The sequence below is a fragment of the Bradyrhizobium sp. Ai1a-2 genome, from assembly GCF_000426245.1.
GTDB lineage: Bacteria > Pseudomonadota > Alphaproteobacteria > Rhizobiales > Xanthobacteraceae > Bradyrhizobium.
This window is the reverse complement of the sequence record NZ_AUEZ01000003.1, coordinates 122,683-144,825: the sequence shown is the minus strand read 5'-3', so window position 1 is coordinate 144,825 and position 22,143 is coordinate 122,683. Positions and strand designations below refer to the sequence as shown.

The following is a 22,143-nucleotide window of genomic DNA, read 5'->3' as shown; positions in this document are numbered from 1 at the left end:
CCTGCCCACCCTACGGCTTCCATCAAGAGGCTTTCTTCAGCCGCTCGAGCGCCTCGAGGATCTTTGCCTTTCGCTCCAGCGCCGCCTCGCGCTTTTCCTTTTCTTCCTCGACGATCTCTTCCGGCGCGTTGGCGACAAACTTCTCGTTGGAGAGCTTTGCATCGACGCGCTTGATGTCGGCATCGGCTTTCGCGATCTCCTTCTCGAGCCGCGCGCGCTCGGCGGCAAGATCGATCACGCCCTTGAGCGGCAGCGCCGCGACCTCGCCGCGCACCAGTAGCTGCACGGCGCCTTCGGGAGCGGCATCGGCAAAGGAGATGTCCGCGAGCCGCGCCAGCCGCTTGGCGACATCACTCCAGCGCTGCGCCCGCGCCTTCGTCTCATCGGAAACGCCCGCAAGCACCAGCGGGGTCAGCGTGGCCGGCGGGATGTTCATCTCCGCGCGCACCGAACGGATCTCGCTGACGAGGTCGACCACCCAGCCGATCTCGGCCTCGGCTTCGGGATCGCTGAACTCCTCGGTGTCATCTTCTTCCAGCTCGGCTTCCACGGCTACGATCCCGGGCGGAACGAGCCCGTCGGCCGGCCCGGCCAGCGAAAGCATGCCGATCTGCTCGGGCGTCAGCGCGCGCGCCTTGCGCGGCCATGGCGCAAGCACCAGAAGGCCCTCCCGCTTTGCCGTGACCGCCCAGAGTTCCTCGGTGATGAACGGCATGAACGGGTGCAGCAGCTTCAGGATCTCGTCGCGCGCCCATGCGATCATGGCGCGCGTCTCCGTCTTCGCCGGCCCATCCTCTCCCATCAACAGCGGCTTGGTCAGCTCGACATACCAGTCGCAGAATACGTTCCAGACGAAGCGGTAGACCGCGCCTGCCGCATCATTGAACCGGTACGCCTCGATCGCTTCGGTCACCTCACGGGACGCACGCGTCGTCTCATGCATGATCCAGCGATTCAGTGTCTCCTTCGCCTTGGCCGGATCGAACCCTGCCGGCACGGCAGCGCCGTTCATCTCGGCAAAGCGACAGGCGTTCCAGAGCTTGGTCGCGAAACTGCGATAGCCGTCGACGCGGCTTTCGGCGAGCTTGATGTCGCGTCCCTGCGCCGCCATCGCCGCCAGCGTGAAGCGCAGCGCGTCGGCGCCGTATTTGTCGACGAGATTCAAAGGATCGATGACGTTGCCTTTCGACTTCGACATCTTGGCGCCCTTCTCGTCGCGGACCAGCGCGTGGATATAGACGGTCGAGAACGGCACCTCCTTCATGAAGTGAAGGCCCATCATCATCATCCGCGCGACCCAGAAGAAGATGATGTCGAAACCGGTGACGAGCGTATCAGTCGGATAATAGCGCTGCAGCTCCGGCGTCTCGTCCGGCCAGCCGAGCGTCGAGAACGGCCATAGCGCGGATGAAAACCAGGTGTCGAGCACATCCTCATCACGCGTGATGAAGCCTTCGCGCTTGGCGGGATCCTCCGCCATGTCGTGGCCCTGCTCCGGCGTGATGACTTCCTGCTCGACGTAATAGCCGAGCGCGTTGCCGACGGCTTCTTCCTCGGTCTCGGCGACGAAGACCTTGCCGTCGGGCCCGTACCACGCCGGGATCTGGTGGCCCCACCAGAGCTGGCGCGAAATGCACCAGGGCTGGATGTTCTCCATCCACTCGAAATAGGTCTTTTCCCAGTTCTTCGGCACGAAGCTGGTTTCGCCCGCGCGCACCGCAGCCATTGCCGGCTGCGCCAGCGTCTTGGCGTCGACATACCATTGGTCGGTGAGGAACGGCTCGATGACCACGCCGGAGCGGTCGCCATGCGGCACCATATGCGTGTTCGGCTCGATCTTCTCGAGGAAACCGAAATCCTCCAATCGCGCGACGATCTGTTTTCGCGCAGCAAAGCGCTCAATGCCGTGGAATTCTTCGGCGAACTCCAGCGCGCCCTCGGGCAGGCCGCGCAGATAGTCCTCGTTGCCGACGAGCGAGAGCTTGCCTTCCTGGTCGAGCACGCTGATCTGCGGCAGGCCGTGGCGGATGCCGACCTCGAAGTCGTTGAAGTCATGCGCCGGCGTGATCTTCACAGCGCCAGAGCCCTTCTCCGGATCGGAATAGTCGTCGGCCACAATCGGAATCCTGCGGCCGACCAATGGCAGGATCACGTGGCTGCCGACCAGCGCCTCGTAGCGCTCATCGTCCGGATGCACGGCAACTGCCGTATCGCCGAGCATGGTTTCGGGACGCGTCGTCGCGACCACGATGAAGCTTGTGGGATCATCGGGGCTGAACGCCCTGCCCTCGATCGGATAGCGCAGGTACCAGAGATGGCCCTTGACCTCGACCTGCTGCACCTCGAGATCGGAGATCGCGGTGAGCAGCTTCGGATCCCAGTTGACCAGCCGCTTGTCCTTGTAGATCAGCCCCTCGCGGTGGAGCTCCACGAACACTTTCACGACGGCGCGCGAGAGGCCCTCGTCCATCGTGAAGCGCTCGCGCGACCAGTCGCACGAGGCGCCCAGGCGCTTGAGCTGGTTGATGATGGTGCCGCCGCTCTCGGCCTTCCATTGCCAGACCCGCTCGAGGAATTTGGCGCGGCCCATCTCGCGCCGGCCTGGCTCCTGCCGTTCCATCAACTGCCGTTCGACCACCATCTGGGTGGCGATGCCGGCATGGTCGGTACCGGGCTGCCAAAGCACGTCGCGCCCGCGCATGCGCTCGAATCGGCAGAGGATGTCCTGCAGCGTGTTGTTGAGGGCATGTCCCATGTGCAGCGAGCCCGTCACGTTCGGCGGCGGGATCACGATGGTGAACGGGGCGGCGTCGCGCCGCTCGGGGCGGCCGGCCTTGAAGGCGCCGCTCTCCTCCCAGACGCGGGACATCCGGTTTTCGATATCGGCTGGCTGGTAGTTTTTCTCGATCATGGCACTACAAATGGGGATGTTTGAGAGCACGAGAGCGTTTTCGAGCGAAGCCGGCACCGGTTCGCGTGAAGAAAACGCGTCAAAACAGGAATCTAGAGCTTCGGTTCATCTGAACCGAATATGCTCTAGAAAGCCGCCCGAACACGCCAAGTCAACCGGACCGGCGCGTCCAAAACGCCATAACACCCGTTCGGGATGGCTGAATTGAGGGCTGCCCGCCCGACGGGCGGCTAGCGCCCGCGGGAAACCCGCTCGATCTCGGCTTTCACGATCCGCTCGACCAACCCCGGCAGGTTGTCGTCCAGCCAGGATTTGAGCATCGGCCGCAGCATTTCCTTGACCAGATCCTCCAGCGTCCGCGCGTTGTTGCTGAGGACGGTATTGGCCAGCGAATTGAACGCGCTTTCAACCGAGCTCATGGTCGAGCGCGACAGGATCGGCTGCTGGCCAAAGGAACTCTCGGTCGCCGGCTCATAGACCGGTTGCCGCGGTGGAGGCGGCTTGGTGGCTTCCGTGAACTCAATGTCGTCCTGCGGCTCAACCTTCTGGAAGGTCGGTAGCGGCGGCTTTGGCGTCGGTGCTGGATCCGGCAAAGCCATTTCGTCGGTCAATTCGAATACGTCGCCATCGGGTTGCGGCGGCCTGACCTCGGCTTGCTCCGTCGCCTCGTCGAGGCTCGCCAGCATGGCATCGATGTCGTCCTGGCTGTTGGTTTTGGGTGGTGGCACCGGCGCAGGTTTTGGCGCTGGTGTCGCCGCTGGCTTCGCCGCCGCAGGAGTCGGCGTCGACGGAATGTCCTTCACCACCGGCTTGGCAGCCGGCGCGGCGGCGACCGTCGGTTTCTCCGGCGCCGCTACACTTGCCGGCCTGTCGTTTGCTGGCTTATCGGCGGAAGCGGGCTTCGCCTCATCATCTGCGATGATGCGACGGATCGACGCCAAAATCTCCTCCATCGAGGGCTCTTGGACCTTTGCAGGCTGCGTCATCTCCGACTCCACATCGAAATTTATCCTACACCAAGCCGCACGAGATTCGGCGGTTCCGGATGCAGCGGCCGGATTTTTTCATCGCTCGAGTCCGGACTTGTCCCCAGATCAACGGTCACCCGATGCCTCGCACGGGGCCGTTCGCCCTCACGGCAACCGATCAGCAGCGATGGACGCAAAAAGCCGTTGCGAATCGTTCTATTGCCTATGGGAACGGTATGTCAGGGCAACAATCGATTGCAAGCAACGCGCGCTTCGAAGTTTTGCGGCATCTTCATGACCGCCGCGCGACATTATGGACTCGGCGGAAGCGCGCAAGACAAACGAGTGCTCAGAAATGCATTGGGCCCGCTGCTGACGGGCCCAATTATTTGTTCACAGTGCGATGATGCGGGAGCGACGATCAGCGACCGTCCGGCGTTCGAACCCCGGCCCAGCTATCACGCACCTGCTGGTAGTGAACGCTCGCATCGTAGGTTTGGGTCGGCAGGTTGAGCACCTGCGGCTGCAGCCGACCCACCGACTGCAGCACACTGTAGGAAGCGACGACACGATCATGCTGCGCAACGACCAGGGCATTACGGGCGTTGACCAGCGCCTGCTGCGCGTTCAGCACGTCCAGCGTCGTGCGCTGCCCGGCCTTGGCTTCCTCACGCACGCCGTTGAGCGCAATCTCGGATGCCGTCACCTGCGCCTGCGCCGAAGACACCTGGGCTTTACCGGCCACCAACTGGCCCCATGCCGTGACGACATTGGCCCGGGCCTGATCGCGCGTCTGTTCGAGCACGAGACGCTGCTGGGCCAGCGATTCCTTGTTTTGGCGGATCAGCGAATACTCGGCGCCGCCCTGGTAGATCGGTACCGTGATATTCGCTAGCGCCGACGCCTGGAACTGGCGCTGAATGACCAGCGTCTGTTCGTAGGACTGCTGCGCGGTAGCCTGCAGCGTCACGCTCGGGAAGAGCGCACCTTCGGCAATCTTGACGTTGAGAAAGTTGACGTCGACGCCGAACATCGCCGCGGTCACGTTCGGGTTCTGCGTAAGCGCGAGTTCGATGGCGGCACTGATGGTCCCCGGCAGGAAACGATCGACCGGCGAGCCCGGCGCAAGATTCGTCGGCTCGCTGCCGATGATGCGCCGGAAGTTCGATCGCGTCGTGGTCAGGTTGGATTCGGCCGTAAGCTGCTGCGTGCGGCCGGCAGCAAGTTGCGCTTCCGATTGCGCAACGTCGGTGCGGGTCACCTCACCGACATTGAATCGGTCGCGGGTCTGCTTGAGCGTCTGTTCGAGCACGCGCGTGTTGCTGCGCTGAACCTCGACGATCGCCGCATCGCGCAGGTAATCCATGTAGATCGAGGCGGCGCTGAACAGCACGGTCTGTTCGATATTCCGGAGCGCTTCGCGTGAGCCGGAAACCTGGCTCTCTGCAGCCCGCGTTCGGTTGCCGGTCTGAAATCCATTGAACAAAGTCTGCGAAATCGTGGCGCCAACGGCGCGCGGAACCTGCGCTCCGTGCGCAGCCACTCCACCCGAGATCGCATCGGTGTACTGATAACCGCCACTCGCCGTGATCGACACCCTCGGCCGATAGCCTGACAAAGCCTGCGGCACGTTTTCGTCGGTGGCGCGCACGAAAGCGCGCTGCGCGTTGAGCTGCGGGTTGGTCTGATAGGCACGAACCAATGCGGCCTCGATCGTGTCGGCCAGCGCCGGCGTCGGTCCCATGCAAGCCAACAAAAGGACCGCTGCCGCGGCTCCGGTGACAACCTTCACCCCACGCATCCCCAATAATCCATCCATTGCTATTCACCACCCGGCTCGAGAACATGAACCGGGCGCCGCTTCGATCGAAGTGAGTCCCGCCTCACCTTATTCCGCAGCTAAGCCAGACGGAACTACCCCGCAACGGAACCCGGTCGAAACTCTTCACGTGGGGCAAACGGGCCACACTTCTGATTCAGAACGGGATTTTAACGCATGGATTCGCCATTAACCCCTCTCGATGCCGGGTTCCTCCGCTCAAGCGACGGCCGAATCCCTCGCTTGGTATGAATCGGCATTCGCCGGAAACGCCCGAAAGGAGGCTTTCCTCCCCCCGGACAATCCGCCTCAGAACACGAAAGCCGGCACGCGCTCCAGGCCCGGCAGGAGCGGCGCCACGGCATCGAATAGCGGCCGATGCCCGAAATCCCCGTGGGTATGCGTCACGATGGTGGCCCGCTGCGGCTGCGACAGAGCGAATACCCCGACCAGCCGCCCTCCCTCGCGGAGTTGCTCGTAGAGTTCCTGCGGAATGATCTCGGTGGCACCATTGAGGAAAATGACATCGAACGGCGCGTCCGCGGCATCGCCCTTGGCTGCCGGCGCGGCACGGACCGTGACGTTGGCGGCACCAAGCCCGGCGAGCGTGGCCTTGGCCAGATCGGCGAGTGCGGGCTCGCCTTCGGTGGCAAACACCTCTCCGGCGAACTGAGCGACCATGGCAGCCGCGTAACCGGTGGCGCAGCCGACGACCAGAACGCGGTCAGTCGAAGCGATCTCGGCCGCCTGCAGCATCTTGGCCATCACGGCAGGCTGGATCAGGTAGCGCTTGGTGGCCCCGCCCTCGCTGACATCGAGGTCGAGGTCGAGATAGGCCAGCGCGCGCTTGCTCTCGGGAACGAAGGCCTCGCGCGGCACGGCAAGCATCGCATCGAGGATTCGCGCGTCGGTGACGTCACTGGTGCGCACCTGGCTATCGACCATTTTCTGGCGCGCAGTCGAGAAACCGGACATGGCCTGAAACCTGCAAGTCGTGCGGCGCGGCCGCGACGGAGTGAAGACCGCCCGTCTTTTGGAACAAGCAGGACCAAAACGCAACACGCCCGATAGGCTGTACCAGCCTCCGGAGGATAGGGAACGCAGCCTATTCGATCACGGCGGCCAGCCGACCGATCAGCCTTGCAGCCTCGTCGAGATGTGCGGAATCGTGTTCTTGGACGATCTGCGCGAGCCGCCGCAGGCACTCATCGTCGCTCATGGTCGGGATATCGCTCGGGACGATCGAGGGTGTGGTTTTCGGCACCTCAGTGTCGAAGACAGGCATGGAATCACCTCGCAAGGAACCCTGCCCCTGCAAGCATTGACGCGGAATGAGTCGATTTGGCGGCTGTCCGCACCGAGCCCGCGAAGCGCCACGCGGATGTGATTGAGTCGCGCCGGTCAGGACGGCCTGATCTGGACGACGGATACGGATCCGACCGTGCCGAAGCCGCGCACGCGCCAAACAAAGAGCTTAAGGAGCTCGGCTAATCACTTGATTTGACTGAGAGATTGGCTCCCCGGGCTGGATTCGAACCAGCGACCATTCGATTAACAGTCGAATGCTCTACCGCTGAGCTACCGAGGAATAGGCGAAACCGGCGTTTCGCTTGCGGTCAGCCCTATAACAAAGCCTTCCCGGCTTGCAAAGGACCAAATGGACCGCGCGGCACGGTCCGAAAAGATAACAGGGCCAGCGATCGGATCGCCCTTTGGGGATCTGGTTATGCGATCGCTCGCGCACACCCATTACGGCCGGCGGCATACCAGATCGATCTCGATCAGCGCATCGTAGGCAAGCCCCGTGACGCCGACGCAGGTGCGCGCCGGCAGGCGGTCTGGCGGGAAATAGCTGCGATAGGTCTCGTTCATCGCGGCGTAGTCTTCCTTGAAGCGGGTGAGATAGATACGCGACATCACGATGTGCTCGAAGCCGAGGCCAAGGCCCTCGAGCACGACGCGCAGATTCTCCATCACCGCCTTGGTCTGTGCGACGATGCCACCAGGCAATACGCCGGGGGTTGCGGGTGTGTCCGGCATCTGACCGGTGACGAAGACAAAGCCGTCGGTCTCGACTGCGTGGCTGAAGGGCGCCACGGGCTTCGGCCCGCCGGCGATCATGTGGAATTTCAATCTCGGTATCCTTCTGTTATCGCGATGCCGCGTCCTCGAACAGCCGCTTGCTCAGGATTGCGTGCACGCCCCAATTGCCGTCGACGACCTGGGTGACGCCGAAATCGACCGCGGCCGACATCAGCGCAATCGCCTCGTCCTCGGTGAGACCTTTGATGTTCATCAGGAAGCGCCGCATCTTGCGGAAGGCGTCCTTCATCGCAAGGTCGAGCGAGGACGTGGCGTAGACCTCGCTCTGTCCCTGCGCGCCGAACTCGGCGAGATAATTCGGATGGCTGAAGCCGGTCAGCACCCAATCGGTCGCGGTCTCGATCAGGGGATAGCTGAGATCGGCAAACGGTTGGCCGGCCAGATTGCTTTTCTTGTGCAGGATCACCTGGAAGGTGCCGGTCATCGAGCATTCGATCGCAGTGCCGCTCAACTCGCCGTCGCCTTGGGCTGCGTGGGGATCGCCGACCGAGAGCAGCGCGCCTGATACCGAGACCGGCAGATAGACGGTCGCCCCCTTGCCGAGCCGCCAATTGTCGAGATTGCCGCCGAAATAGGACGGCGGCACGGAATCGACGAAATCGAGCTCGCGCGGCGCCACCGCGATCACGCCGAAATGCGGCCGCAGCGGAATACGGATGCCGTCGAGCACGGCATGCCGGCGCCTCACCGAACCAGGCGCGACGGGAATGCCGGGATAGTCGTAGGCGGTATGGACCACGCCGAACGGATCGGTCTGCGGCTCCCAGCGGTAGGAATAGAGCGCACGCGCATGCGGCGTCTCGTCCTGGTCAAATATCTCGTAGATCGTCACCACCTCGCGCGGTTTGGGGCCGGCGAGGAACTCGTTGTAGTGATAGCCCCACCACGCCGCGACGCTCGAGCCGAATACCCTGCCCTCGCAGTGCTGATTGGCGCTTGGCCGCGGCACGATATCGAGGATGCGCACCTCCAGGACATCGCCGGGCTGTGCATCCTTCACGGCGATCGGGCCGGTGCAGATATGCACGCCGAAGCCCTCGCCGGCGCCACGCCCGAACACTGAAGCATCCATCGGACCGGCGCCGCGCCGGTCGACATTCTTGCGGTCCCGGGTCCAGCCGAACACGCTTTCGGCGCCAGGATCGCCCACGATCATTCTTTCAGGGTCGTCAGAGGCATGCTGCGTCAAGGTTTCGACCGTGATCGTGTCGCCGGAATTGATCTCGGCCTGTGGCGCGAGCGTGCGGCTGAAATAGCCCCAATGCACCCGGTTCGCGTCAACGGAGAGATGGTGGTGAGCCGGGTGATGCTCCCGCTCACCTTCCTGCGCCGGCTCAGTCGTGACGGCGGCCATATTCCTTTCGACGCTCGATGGCTGATGCGCACGCGATTGCGCAAGCGCCTCCAGCGGCCAGCCGCGTTGGCCGGCGGCAATCGACGACGGCGCCGCGCGTTCCGCCTCCTGCTGGCGAAACTCGCGCGGCGACAGACCAAAGCGATGACGGAACGCGCGGCTGAAATGCGCGGAGTCGCTGAACCCGTAGCGATAGGCGATCTCCGAGATCGATCGATGAGCCTCCGCCGGATTCGACAGATCGGACCAGGCGCGCTGCAGTCGTCGCTCCCGCACATAATGGGAGAAATTGTCGCCGACGCTCCCGAACAATTTTTGCAGGTAGCGCTCGGAAATCCCTTCGGCCTGCGCGACGCGCAAAGGCGCCAGCTCGGGATCGTCGAGGTTACGCTCGATGGTCTGGCAAATCCGGTGCAGGATCGCGGCCTGCGTGGCCGTGGCGGCGACCTCTGACGCGGGAGAGGCGGACTGGTGCGCGAGCGTCAAGAGGAGATCGACCAGGCTTTGCGCGATGGTCGCCCATTCGACGTCGCTCAGCGTCTCCAGGGAGCGCGAGGTTGCATCGAGCAACCGCGAGAACACGTCGGCAAGACCGGCGGGCGCGACGACCCGGGCTTCGGATGCGATCGGCCTGCCGATGAGGCGGCCGTGCCGCGCTTCGGCTGTGACGGAGAGGATGATCGCGCGCATGTCGCGCTGGAACATCAGGCTCCAGTCGCCTTGGCGCGGCAGCAGCAGGAGATGTCCGACCGGAACGATGCGGTGGCTTGCGCCTTGCCGCAGCATCGCACCGTCCTCGATCGGGAGCAGCGCGATCGGCAATCCCTCGCCCGATTGCGGCAGCGGCGCGATCCCCTGCGATCCCGCGGCGATCCGCGTCAGCGCCACGCCGGTGGCGCTGCGGTGCGACGCCGTCGCATGACCGTCGTCGAATGAGCTTGCCAAGGCTGGCTGCAGGCCAACCGCGGCCAGGACGTCCCGCCAGGCCTCCAGGCGGTCGTCGCGCGCATAGGATTCACTCGTGAACGGACGGAAGCTCATCGGTTCGACCCAATCAGGGCCGATCGAAGCAACCCGCGTGCCAGACAAGCGTCATCCTCCCCGGAAATGGCGGCGTCAAAACGACGCCGAAGGGTGCTAGGCGATGATCAAAAGCCGCTCTTGCTCAATGCATTAGTCGCACCTGAAGACGTTCTTTCTGATCGTGCCGTGGACGCCCCAATTGGCGTCGACCACCTGCGTGACGCCGAAATCGGCGCCGACCGACATCAGCGAAATCGCCTCGTCTTCGCTCAGCCGATGCACGGTCATCAGGAACCGCCGCAGCTTGCGGAACGCATCGCGCATCGCACGGTCGAGGCTCGAATGGTTGGCAATCTCCGTCTGCGCGTCGACGCCGAGCTCGGCGAGATAGTTCGGATAGGTGAAGCCGTAGACCGACCAGGCATGATCGGTCTCCAGCATCGGATGCGTGAGGCCCTCGAGCGCGGTTCCGCCGAGATCATTCTTCTTGTGCAGGATGAATTCGAAATCCCCGGTCAGCGAGGTCTCGATCGCGGTGCCGCCGAGTTCGCTGTCGCCTTGCGCGGCGTGGGGATCGCCGACCGAGAAGAACGCGCCGGGGACCGCCACCGGATAATACATCCGCGCTCCCTTCCCAATGCGCCAGTCGTCGATATTGCCTCCCGTATAGCTCGGCGGAATCGAGCTGACGTAGTCGGCCTCCGAAGGAGCAAGCCCCATGGTGCCGAAATGCAACCGCGCCGGCACCTTGACGCCGGTGAGGATGTTCTCGCGCTTGCGGATGGTCGCATGGTCGACCCGCACGCCGGGATAGTCGATGGTCGCGTGCACGATGCCGTCGGGGTCGGTCTGCGGCGTCCAGACGTAGTTGTAGACGGCTTTCGCGAACGGCTCGCCCGAGGTGTCGAGCTCGAAGATCGTGATCACCTCGCGCGGCTTCGGCTCTTCGATGAGATCATGATAATGGAAGCCCCAATTTGCGGCGGCGTTCGAGCCGAAGCAGCGGCCGGCGTGGCAGGCGCTGCAGCTCGGACGCGGCTTGATGCCGAGTATGCGCACCTCCAGAACATCGCCAGGCTCGGCGTCTTCGATTGCGACCGGTCCGGTCAAGAGGTGCACGCCAAGCCCCTCGCCCGCACCGCGGATGAACGGCCCCTCGGTCGGGCCCGAACCGCGACGCGCCACGGCCTTATGCTCGCGCGTCCATTGGAACACGCTCTCGGCACCAGGATCGCCCGCGATCATCCGCTCGTAATCGTCATTGGCATGATGCGTCAGCGTCTCGATGGTGGCACGGTCGCCCGAGCGCAGCGTCAGCGCCGGTGCGACCTTCTTGCTGAAGTAGCCCCAGTGAACGGTGGCCGGCGAAACCGGCAGGGTAAAGTGCCTCATGCAAGTGCCTCTTCAGGGAATCGGAATGATCGAAGTTCTGGGGCGTGACGCTTCATCTCACCGGCTCCGGCGTCTTGTCGGCTTCCATCACGCTGAGGAAGCGCGCGGTGACGGGGTTGCGCGGGTTGGAGAGCACTTCGTGTGCGGGCCCCTCCTCCAGGATCCTGCCGCCGCTGAGGAAGGCGACACGGTCGGCGACCTCGTCGGCGAAGCGGATCTGATGCGTCGAGATGATCATGGTGAGCCCGTCGTCGACGGCGAGCCGCCGGATCACTTCCAGCACTTCGTTGACAAGTTCGGGATCGAGCGCCGAGGTCGGCTCGTCCAGCAGCAGTACGCTCGGATTTGGCGCCAGCGCGCGGGCGATTGCCACCCGCTGCTGTTGCCCGCCCGACAGATGCCGCGGCAGCGCATCAGCGCGATGGCTCAAGCCCACGCGGTCAAGCAACTCGCGCGCGCGACGGTCGGCGTCAATTCGCGTCATGCCATGGACCCAACGCAACGGGCCGGCGACATTCTCTTTCGCCGTCAGATGGCTGAACAGGTTGAACTGCTGGAACACCATGCCGACGCCGACATTGGCGCGCTCATTGGCAATCGCGCGCGGCGACAACGGCTTGCCGTCGTCATCGAAGCCGAGCCGCCGTCCTCCAACCCGCACCGTCCCGGCATCCCAATTCTCCAGATGGTTGATGCAGCGGAGCAATGTGCTCTTGCCGGAACCGCTCGGCCCGAGCAGCGCGATGACTTCGCCGACGCGAACGGTGAGGTTCAGCCCGTCGAGCACGTTCTGCTGGCCATAGGTCTTGCTGAGGTCCTTCACCTCGACCGCGACATTGTTGCGCGCGATCGTCGCGGTGCGTCTGGCACGCTCCTCCGGCGTCAGCGTCCTCGCCGGCGGCGCCGGACTATCCGGCTCCAAGCCTGCCACAACGTCGATCGGCGGCGCGTTCTTCTCCGCAAGCTCCGGCTTGGTCAGGAGATCGACCCGGCGCCAGGGCAGATAGTCGGCAAGTTTGCGTTCGCGCGAGGTGCGATCGAGATCGAGCAACCATTCCAGGGCAAGCTGGATGCCGCTGATCGCGCCGGTCAGCACGAGATAGATCAGGCCGGAGGCGAAGAAGATCGAGAAGAAATCGAAGGTCGAGGACGCAAGCTGCGTGCTTCGCAGCGTCAACTCCTGGACCGCGATCACGGAAGCCAGCGACGAATTCTTCAACGCGCTGACGGACTCATTGCCGAAGGCCGGGATCATGGTGCGGATCGCCTGCGGCGCAATCACCCGGCGCATCAGCACTGCCGGCGTCATGCCGAGCGCCTGTCCCGCGGCGATCTGTCCGCGCTCGACGCCGAGCACGCCGGCGCGCAGCATCTCGGCAATGAATGGCGCCTCGTTGCAGGCCAGCGCCAGACCGGCCGCGAGCACGGCCGGCAGTTTGATGCCGATATGCGGCAACGCGTCGTAGGCGAACACCATCTGCAGGATCAGCGGCGTGCCGCGGAAGATCACGGTATAGCCGCGCGCGATCGCCGACAGCCACCAAAACCGGCTGAGCTGCATCCAGGCCAGGATCAGGCCGAGGATCAGCCCGCCTGCGAGCCCGAGGGCGGTCACCTCCAGGGTGAGCTCGATGCCCGCGAGCAGGTAAGGCAGGCTGAGATAGTGCAGGAACAGGGACATCAGTTGACGGTGAGCAGGCCCGGTTCCTTGAGATTGTCGGGATCAAGTCCCCACTTCTTGAGTAGCGCGAGCTGGTCGCCGGATTTGTAGATCTCCGTCAGCGCGGCCGTCACCGCCTCGCGAAACTTCGGCTTGTCCTTGGGCACGGCGATGCCGACTGAATACGGGATCGTCACCGCGATCGCCTTCTCCAGTTTGTCCGGATAGGCCTTCACCGCGTTGTCGACGGTGTTGACGTCGTTGATGTAAGTGTCCGCGCGGCCGGCGAGGATCGCCTGGATGCAGTTGGCGTTGTTGTCATAGAGCTGCAGCGTCGGCTCGGGCTTGCCGGCAGCCTTGCACTGAGGAACGAGGGCCTGCACCAGCGGCACCTCGACGAAGCCGGTGTTTTCGGCCGCCGCTGCTCCACACAGCGATAGGTTGATACCGTTGATGCCCTTCGGATTGCCCTTGGCGACCAGCACGCCGTCGAACACCTTCGAATAGGTGATGAAGTCGGCCGCCTTGGCGCGCTCCTCCGTCGCGTAGATGTCCGAGATCACGATGTCGGCCTGCCCGCTGGCCAGCGTCGTCAGCAATGCGGCGAACGTCACCGCCTTGTAGGTCAATTTGAAGCCAAGGCATTCACCGATCATCTCGCCGAGATCGATGTCGAAGCCGACATATTTGCTGGGATCTTTCGGATCGATCGATTCATAGCCCGGCGTGTGCGGGTTGATCGCATTGACCAGCGTCTTGCCCTTCCAGTCCGGATATTTCTCCTGCAGCGCCGCGCATGGCGCCGGCGCCGCCGCCTGCGCGCTTAGCGGCGCCAGAAATCCGGCGGCGACGATGGCGCCCAGAATCGCCCGACGCCACGGAAGTGACGCGCGCCGTGTTTCCCCACAAGGCCATTTCTGCATGATGCCAGCTCCTCCGACGTTGTCATGGCCACGGCCATGTTCCAAATCTCGAAGGCAAGGCTACGGGGAACCGCTCCGCAAAAGCTTGTCTGGCGGCGTACAAAAAATTGGATGGAGCGGGCCTGCAGTTTGGGCAAAGGCTGCTCAAATTGTGTTCGGGCGTTGGGCTGGCGTTCACATTGGGGATTTCGCCGGCACACAGCCGCTAGACGTCGGGCGTACAGGCTCAGCGCTGCTCAGGCGAGCCGCGTGCGGGAGGCCGAACCGGTCGCGAACCGCTTCAAGCTTGCCTTCATGGCCGCGTCTCCGTAAACTCTAAGTTGCGCCGCTCTACTGCGGGCGTGATTGAGACTTACTAGAATTCATTTTGGTCAAATGTGATTTCTCTCACAGTGCGGTCGGACCGCCAGCAATAGCGTTCATACGGCACTATCAAGACTCTGGTAACCAAGTGATGGGGCGGTTGCGGGATCGCTAAAATTAGAGCAATCCGCTCAATCCGCCCACAAAGCCATTTTGCGACGTTGCGCTCACAAAACGGGAGAGCGCGATGAGCGAAGTCGAATTTGATCTGGTGTTGGACGCCGTGCGAGCAGCCGTCGCCCCGACTCCGCAGGAGGATTTCATGGCTCAGCCGTTGCCGCGCTTCCAGCCGCCGCCACGCCCCGCGAATGACAACAAGGCGGCCTGGCCGCTCATCCCATTTCCGGATGGTTGGTTTGCCGCCTGCTGAAGCGATATCTCATCCATCAGGCGTAAGCCATTGATTGGATGAGTGGAGGCCACGACCAGAATTGAACTGGTGTACACGGTTTTGCAGACCGTTGCGTAACCACTCCGCCACGTGGCCCCATCGGGCCGCACTCATATACGGCCTCTTCCCGATAGGCAACCAAGCGGATCGCTCTTAAGGGCGCTTCCGCCGCCGGAAATCACGCTTTTTCGGTTTTGGGGCGAGTTCCGGCGTCGTGCGCTGCACCTGGCGATATCTTGCCAGCATCCGCTCGAAGCTGGCGTTCAGGGTTTCGGCAATGTCCGGCCGCTTTTCGAGCGCGGCGAGCAGCAGGCCGGCCGCCTCGATGGTGGAAAGTCCGTCGCGGCGCGGTTCGCGGCGAAGCTGGCCGTAGCGTGACGGCTGGCGGGGCCCCAGAATCACCCGCTGGCATTTGAGCATCCAGGGATTGCGCCACCACAGCGCCTTGGCCTGGCTCCAGGTGCCATCGAGCAGCACGATGCCCTCGATGCGTCCGAGGATGCTGCGCTGGTTCGGCTCGAGTTCGCCTTTGCGGTCGATCGCGACGACCTCGGCCTCGGTGTCGAGATCGGCGACCTTGGCGGAGCCGAGATAGAGCACCGCCCAGCGTGACGGGTCGGCCACAGGTTGCCCCAGCGCCTTTGACAGGCTCGGCCAGGACAGCCCGATCCGCACCACCGCATCCTCGAAATGGCGCGCGGTCAGCCGTGCGGTGCCGAGTGCCCTATCCTGCTCCTGCGGATGCTGCAGGATCAGCACCTCAATCCGATTCTGAATTGGCGTGACACTGTCGCAGATGCACAGCGGCATCGGCTTGCCGCAATGTGGGCATTCCGCGACCGGCTCGGCGAGGATCGTCTGATCTGGTTCCGTCATCCGCCCGCTATACGCCTCGCGGCGGCCAATTCAACTACTCCGCCGGCGCCGCCAGCGCCGCAGGTTCGGGACGTCGCCGCAACCGGTCGATCAACAGGTAGATCACCGGCGTCGTATAGAGCGTCAAGATCTGCGAAACGATCAGGCCGCCGATGATGGTGATGCCGAGCGGCCGGCGCAGTTCCGTCCCGGGACCGGTGGCGAGCGCCAGCGGAATGCCGGCAAACAGCGCCGCCATCGTCGTCATCAGGATCGGCCGGAACCTCGCGCTGCAGGCCTCGAAGATCGCATCCGCAGAGGACAGGCCGCGTTGCCGCTCGGCGTCCAGCGCGAAATCGACCATCATGATGCCGTTCTTCTTGACGATGCCGATCAAGAGGATGATGCCGACGAAGGCGATCACGGTCAGCGGCGTGCCGGTCACCTGCAGCGCCAGCAGCGCGCCCAGCCCTGCTGACGGCAAGGTCGAGATGATCGTCAGCGGATGCGCCAGGCTCTCATAGAGCACCCCGAGCACGATATACATCGCGACCAACGCGCCCAGGATCAGGAGCGGCTGCCTTCCGCTGGTCTTGCTGAAGTCGCCGGCGTTGCCGTCAAAGCTGCCACGAATGCCTTCAGGCATGTGCAATTCATCGACCGCGCGCTGGATATTCGACGTCGCCTCGTCCAGCGGCACGTTCGGCAGCAGATTGAACGAAACCGTGGTCGAGGGGAACGACTGCGTGTGGTAGACGGCGAGCGGCGCCAGCCCGCGCTGGTAATGGACGACGGCCGACAGGGGCACCTGAACGCCGTTGGCGCCGGCCACGTAGATGCGCTCGAGATTGGCCGGATCGGTCTGGAATTTCGGATCGATCTCCAGCACCACCATGTATTGGTTGCGCTGGGTATAGACGATCGAGATCTGCCGCTGCGAGAACGCGTTATTGAGCGCGTTGTCGATATCCTGCACTCGGACACCGAGGCTCGAGGCGGTCTTGCGGTCAATCACGAGATTGAGCTGCAATCCGCCGGGGTCGCGATCGCTGGAGACGTCGGTGATACCTTCAACGGTTTCCATGCGCTTGGCGACGATCGGCGCCCACTTCTGCAACAATTCGAGATCGGCGCTCGAGAGCGTGTATTGGTAGTCGGAATCGCTCTGTCTGCCGCCGGCGCGGACGTCCTGGGCCGCAAACATGAACAGGCGGATGCCCGGCACCGTGAAGAGGTTGCGGCGCAGGCGATCGATCACAAGCTGCGTCGAAACCCCGTCCCGCTCCTCAGGCGATTTCAGGCTGATGAACATGGTGCCACGGTTGGCGCCGCCACCGCCAGGCCCGCCGCCGCTGCCGATCGAAGAGCCGATGCCGGCGACCGCCGGATCGGCCATCACGATGTCGGCCACCTGCTGTTGCAGCTTGAGCATGGCCTGGAACGAGATGTCGGGCGATGCCCGCGTCGCGCCGATGATGAAGCCGCTGTCGTCAGTCGGGAAATAGCCCTTCGGCGTCTTGATGTAGAGCGTCACGGTCAGCGCGATCGTGGCGAAGAACACGAGCAGGGTCAGGAACGGAAAACCGAGCACGCCGCGCAGCGTCCACGTATAGAAGCGCACGATGCGCGACAGGGTTCCCTCGATCAGGCGGTCGAACCAGGTGGCGCGGTCGGAGGTCGCCTCCTTGATGTAATGCGCACAGATCATCGGGGTGATCGTCAGCGACACCAGGGTCGAGACCAGGATGGCGAAGGTCAGCGTCAGCGAGAATTCACGCAACAGCCGGCCGACGATGCCGTCCATGAAGATCAGCGGCGTGAAGGCGGCGATCAGCGACAGCGAGATCGAAACCACCGTGAAGCCGATCTGCTTGGCGCCCTCGAGTGCCGCCGGATAAGGCGCCATGCCATGCTCGAGATTGCGGTACATGTTCTCGATCATCACGATCGCGTCGTCGACGACGAAGCCGACGGAGATGGCCAGCGCCATCAGCGACAGATTGTCGATCGAGAAACCGGCAAGCCACATGCCGGCGCAAGTGCCCGCCAGCGCCAGCGGCACCGAGACGCCCGCCGCAATCGTCGGCGTCATGCGGCGCAGGAATACGAACACCACGACCATGACCAGCACGCAGGTGGCAAGCAGCGTGAGCTGCATGTCGAGCACGCTGGCGCGGATGGTGCCGGTGCGGTCCACGAGGGCGGAAATCTCGAGACCGGCGGGAATCCACTCCTTCAGCTCCGGCAGCATCGCCGTCACCCGGTTGACGGTGTCGATGACGTTGGCATCGCCCTGCTTGGTGATCTGGATCAGGACCGCGGGCTGCTTGTTGAACCAGGCGACCGAACGGACGTTACGCACGCTGTCTTCGATTTCGGCGACATCCGAGAGGCGGACAAAGTTGCCGTTCGAGCTCTTGATCAGGATGTTGCGGAACTCGGCGGCGGTCCGCATCTGCGGATTGATCGAGAGCGTCTCGCTCTGGCGGCCACCATTGAAGATGCCGACCGGCCCGAGCGGATTGGCGTTGACGATGGCCAGGCGGACATCCTCGGTGGCAATGCCGGCATTCGACAGCGCCACCGGATTGAGCGAGATCCGCACCGCCGGCTGATCGGCGCCCGAGACCGTGACCTCACCCACTCCCGGCACCTGCGAGATGCGCTGGGCGAGCACCGTATCCGCAACATCGTACATCGCGCTGGTCGACATCGTCTTCGACGTCAGCGCCAGCACGAACACCGGCGCGGCTGCGGGATTGGCCTTCCTGAAGATCGGCAATGTCGGCAGGTCGGTCGGCAAATCCGCCATCGAGGCATTGATTGCCCCCTGCACGTCGCGGGCGGCGCGATCGATGTTGCGCCCGATCGCGAACTGCACCTGGATGCTGGTGGTGCTGAGCGAGCTCGTCGACGTGATCTGCTCGACCCCCGCGATCTCGCCAAGCCGGCGCTCCAGCGGCGCCGCCACCGTCGCCGCCATCACCGACGGGTCGGCGCCCGGGCGCGTGGCGGACACCCGGATCATCGGGAAATCGACGTTCGGAACCGACGCCACCGGCAGGAACTCATACGCCACGATCCCGACCAGGAAGAGCCCGATCGCCATCAGCGTGGTGCCGACCGGACGGCGGATGAAGGGCTCCGAGATCGAGATCGATGCCATCACTGCATCCCCTCGGTCGCCCCCGCGACCGGCGGGCCCTGCGGACCCGGGTCCGGCAGCGCGTGCTCGATCCTGCGGTTCAGCCGGTCGAGCGCAAGGTAGATCACGGGCGTCGTGTAGAGCGTCAGCAACTGGCTGAGCAGGAGGCCGCCGATGATGGAAATGCCGAGCGGAAAGCGCAGCTCGGCGCCGGTGCCGCTTTCGATCGCGAGCGGCAGTGCGCCGAACAGCGCCGCCAATGTCGTCATCATGATCGGCCGGAAGCGCAGCAGGCAGGCCTGCACGATCGCATCATAGGGCGACATGCCCTGGTGCCGTTCGGCCTCCAGCGCGAAGTCGATCATCATGATCGCATTCTTCTTGACGATGCCCATCAGCAGAATGATGCCGATCAGGCCGATGACCGAAAGGTCCTGCCCGAACAGCATCAGCGCCAGGATGGCGCCGACACCCGCCGAAGGCAGCGTCGACAGGATCGTGATCGGGTGGATGTAGCTCTCATAGAGCACGCCGAGCACGATGTAGATCGTGATGATCGCAGCAAGGATCAGCCAGGGCTGGCCGGCCAGCGATCTGGAAAACTCAGCGGCATCGCCGGAATAGACGCCGACGATGCTGTTGGGCATGCCGATCCGGGTCTCGATCGCCTTGACCGCTGCAACGGCGTCGCCGAGCGCCTCGCCGGGCGCGAGGTTGAAGCTGAGCGACACCGCCGGGAATTGCGCCTGGTGCGAGATCGCGAGCGGCGCGGTGGTGCGCGTCAGCGTCGCCACCGCCGACAGCGGCACCTGCGCGCCGTTCACGCCGGGCAAATACAGCTTGTCGAGGATCGACGGATCGCGCTGGTACATCGGCAGCGCCTCCAGCACGACGCGGTACTGGTTGGCCTGCCCGTAAATGGTCGAAATCTGCCGCTGCGCGAATGCGTCGTTCAGCGTGTCATTGACGGCCTGCAGGTTAACGCCGAGCTGGCCGGCGCGCTGACGATTGATATCGAGTGCCGCCCGCAGGCCGGCGTCCTGCGCCTCCGACGAGACGTCGCGGAACATCGGATCGCGCCGCATCTCGGCGACCAGCTTGCCGGCCCAGAGCGACACCTCCTGCGCGTCGGTTGCGGTCAGCGTGTACTGGTACTGCGACCGGCTCGACTGGGTCGAAATCTGCACGTCCTGCACCGGCTGGAAATAGATGGTCATGCCGGGGATCGACGCCGTCTTCTGCTTCAGCCGCGCAATCACCGTCGAAACGTCGTCGCGGCGCTCGCCGAGCGGCCTGAGCGTCATCACGAGCCGGCCGACATTGGTGGTCGGGTTGACCGAACCGGCGCCGATCACGGAAACCACGCCGGTCACGTCCGGGTCCGACTTGATCAGGTCCGCCGCCTTGGTCTGCCGCGCCTGCATTTCGGCAAACGAGACGTCCGGGCCGGCCTCGGTCACCGCTGTTATCGAGGACGTATCCTGCAGCGGCAGGAAACCCTTTGGCGCGATCACATACATGAACAGCGTGAGCGCGATGGTGGCGAAGGTCACCAGCAGGGTCGTACGCTGGCGCTGCAGCACCCACAGCAGCGTGCGATGGTAGAGGTCGACCATGCGGTCGATGAAGCGGCTGATGGCGCCGAGGCCCGGCAGCACGAATTCTTCGCCGACATGCTTCAAGAGGCGCGAGCACATCATCGGCGTCAACGTCAGCGAGACCACCGCCGACGTCACGACCGCGATCGTCAGCGTCAGCGCAAATTCGCGGAACATGCGCCCCACCAGCCCGGACATGAACAACAGTGGGATGAACACCGCGATCAGCGACATGGTCAGCGAGATCACGGTGAAGCCGATCTCGCTCGCGCCCTTGAGCGCGGCTTCCATCACCGTCTCACCCTCCTCCATGTGGCGGACGATGTTCTCGATCATGACGATGGCGTCGTCGACCACGAAGCCGGTGCCGATGGTCAGCGCCATCAGCGACAGATTGTCGAGGCTGAAGCCGGCAAAATACATGATGCCGAAGCTCGTGATCAGCGACAGCGGCAGCGCGACGCCCGCGATCAGCGTGGCGCGCAGGGAGCGCAGGAACAACAACACCACCAGCGTCACCAGCACGACGCTCAGGATCAGCGTGAACTGCACATCGCGGACGGAGGCGCGGATGGTGACGGTGCGATCGCTCACGACGGTCAGGTTGACGCCGGCCGGAATCAGTCGCTGCAAGCGCGGGATTTCGTCGCGGATCTGGCGGACGACATCAATGACATTGGCGCCCGGCTGGCGCTGGATGTCGATGATGACGGCCGGCGTACCTTGATACCAACCGCCGGTACGGTCGTTCTCGAGCCCATCCACGATCACGGCCACGTCGCCGATCGTCACCGGCGATCCGTTGCGATAGGCGATGATGATCGGCTTGTACGCCTCGGCCGCCGCGATCTGGTCGTTGGCGGCGATGGTGTAGGCCTGCTGTGCGCCGTCGAGCGATCCCTTCGGGCCAGAGACGTTGGCGCCGGCAATCGCGTTGCGCAGATCCTCCATCGAGATGCCATAGGCCGCAAGCCGCGCCAGATCGGCCTGCACCCGCACCGCCGGTTTAAGCCCGCCGAGCACAGCGACGCGGCCGACGCCGGAAATCTGGCTCAGCCGCTGGCCGAGGATGGTGTCGGCGAGGTCGCTCATCGCGCGCAGCGAGATCGTCTCCGACGTCAGCGCCAGCGTCATGACCGGCGCATCCGCTGGATTCACCTTGGCGTAAACGGGCGGGTACGGAAGGTTCTTCGGCAACACGCCCGCAGCTGCATTGATCGCGGCCTGGACATCCTGGGTCGCACCATCGATGTCGCGGTTGAGATCGAACTGCAGCGAGATCTGGCTGACGCCGAACGAGCTGGTCGAGTTCATCGACGACAGCGACGGAATCTGCCCGAGCTGGCGCTCCAGCGGTGCGGTGATCAGCGACGCGATCACGTCGGGGCTGGCGCCCGGCAATTGCGTCGACACCTGCACTGTCGGGAAGTCGACCTGCGGCAGCGCCGAGACCGGCAACGCGAAATAGCCGAGCGCGCCACCGATCAGAAGCGCGATCCCGAGCAGGGAGGTCGCGATCGGCCGGCGGATGAACGGTTCAGAGACACCCATGGCTTTGCGTGCTCATCCTTGCGAAGTCAGACATTACTTTGAGCATGATCTTTTCGGAAAACCGGTTTCCACTTTTTCCGGATCATG

General features: G+C 64.0%; 14 protein-coding genes and 2 tRNA genes. 1 reads left to right on the top strand and 15 read right to left on the bottom strand.

Going from position 1 to position 22,143, the window contains the following annotated elements; translation table 11 throughout:
• Positions 1-22: 22 nt before the first annotated feature.
• The 11 genes from K288_RS0103575 to K288_RS0103520 all read right to left on the bottom strand — a co-directional run bounded on the left by K288_RS0103575 (position 23) and on the right by K288_RS0103520 (position 14,153).
• Positions 23-2,911, bottom strand: coding sequence for a valine--tRNA ligase (locus tag K288_RS0103575; RefSeq protein ID WP_027578336.1), 2,889 nt, complete (start codon positions 2,909-2,911; stop codon positions 23-25).
• Between the two features lie 230 nt (positions 2,912-3,141).
• Positions 3,142-3,897, bottom strand: a complete 756-nt coding sequence (locus K288_RS0103570; RefSeq protein ID WP_027578335.1) for a DUF2497 domain-containing protein — start codon at positions 3,895-3,897, stop codon at positions 3,142-3,144.
• 403 nt (positions 3,898-4,300) lie between these two features.
• Positions 4,301-5,680, bottom strand: coding sequence for a TolC family outer membrane protein (locus tag K288_RS0103565; protein ID WP_027578334.1), 1,380 nt, complete (start codon positions 5,678-5,680; stop codon positions 4,301-4,303).
• Between the two features lie 327 nt (positions 5,681-6,007).
• Complete coding sequence (locus tag K288_RS0103560; protein WP_027578333.1) at positions 6,008-6,673, bottom strand: protein-L-isoaspartate O-methyltransferase; 666 nt, start codon at positions 6,671-6,673, stop codon at positions 6,008-6,010.
• Between the two features lie 130 nt (positions 6,674-6,803).
• Entirely contained in the window at positions 6,804-6,983 is a 180-nt protein-coding gene (locus K288_RS44520) for a hypothetical protein (RefSeq protein ID WP_043159273.1), read from the bottom strand.
• Between the two features lie 228 nt (positions 6,984-7,211).
• Positions 7,212-7,286 (bottom strand) — tRNA-Asn (locus K288_RS0103545).
• 161 nt (positions 7,287-7,447) lie between these two features.
• The gene (locus K288_RS0103540) at positions 7,448-7,831 is read right to left on the bottom strand and encodes a RidA family protein (RefSeq protein ID WP_027578332.1); all 384 of its coding nucleotides are present in this window, start codon (positions 7,829-7,831) and stop codon (positions 7,448-7,450) included.
• Between the two features lie 16 nt (positions 7,832-7,847).
• The gene (locus K288_RS0103535; protein WP_027578331.1) at positions 7,848-10,196 is read right to left on the bottom strand and encodes an acetamidase/formamidase family protein; all 2,349 of its coding nucleotides are present in this window, start codon (positions 10,194-10,196) and stop codon (positions 7,848-7,850) included.
• Between the two features lie 132 nt (positions 10,197-10,328).
• Complete coding sequence (locus K288_RS0103530; RefSeq protein ID WP_027578330.1) at positions 10,329-11,570, bottom strand: acetamidase/formamidase family protein; 1,242 nt, start codon at positions 11,568-11,570, stop codon at positions 10,329-10,331.
• Positions 11,571-11,622: 52 nt separating this feature from the next.
• A complete protein-coding gene (locus K288_RS0103525) occupies positions 11,623-13,251 on the bottom strand; it encodes an amino acid ABC transporter permease/ATP-binding protein (RefSeq protein ID WP_027578329.1) in 1,629 nt (542 codons plus the stop codon).
• Positions 13,251-14,153: an ABC transporter substrate-binding protein gene (locus K288_RS0103520; protein WP_027578328.1), complete on the bottom strand. Its 903-nt coding sequence runs from the start codon at positions 14,151-14,153 to the stop codon at positions 13,251-13,253. Before K288_RS0103520 ends, K288_RS0103525 begins: the two co-directional genes overlap by 1 nt.
• Positions 14,154-14,703: 550 nt before the next feature.
• Between K288_RS0103520 and K288_RS0103515 the strand changes: the two genes are divergently transcribed.
• Positions 14,704-14,886 (top strand): hypothetical protein, encoded by a 183-nt coding sequence (locus K288_RS0103515; protein ID WP_027578327.1) that lies wholly within the window; start codon positions 14,704-14,706, stop codon positions 14,884-14,886.
• Positions 14,887-14,929: 43 nt separating this feature from the next.
• Here the strand turns inward: K288_RS0103515 and K288_RS0103510 are convergent.
• The 4 genes from K288_RS0103510 to K288_RS0103495 form a co-directional block, all read right to left on the bottom strand.
• Positions 14,930-15,003 (bottom strand) — tRNA-Cys (locus tag K288_RS0103510).
• A gap of 57 nt (positions 15,004-15,060) precedes the next feature.
• Positions 15,061-15,783, bottom strand: coding sequence for a tRNA-uridine aminocarboxypropyltransferase (locus tag K288_RS0103505; protein ID WP_027578326.1), 723 nt, complete (start codon positions 15,781-15,783; stop codon positions 15,061-15,063).
• Between the two features lie 34 nt (positions 15,784-15,817).
• Positions 15,818-18,928 (bottom strand): efflux RND transporter permease subunit, encoded by a 3,111-nt coding sequence (locus tag K288_RS0103500; RefSeq protein ID WP_043159271.1) that lies wholly within the window; start codon positions 18,926-18,928, stop codon positions 15,818-15,820.
• Positions 18,928-22,056, bottom strand: coding sequence for an efflux RND transporter permease subunit (locus tag K288_RS0103495; protein ID WP_027578324.1), 3,129 nt, complete (start codon positions 22,054-22,056; stop codon positions 18,928-18,930). Before K288_RS0103495 ends, K288_RS0103500 begins: the two co-directional genes overlap by 1 nt.
• Positions 22,057-22,143 lie beyond the last annotated feature (87 nt).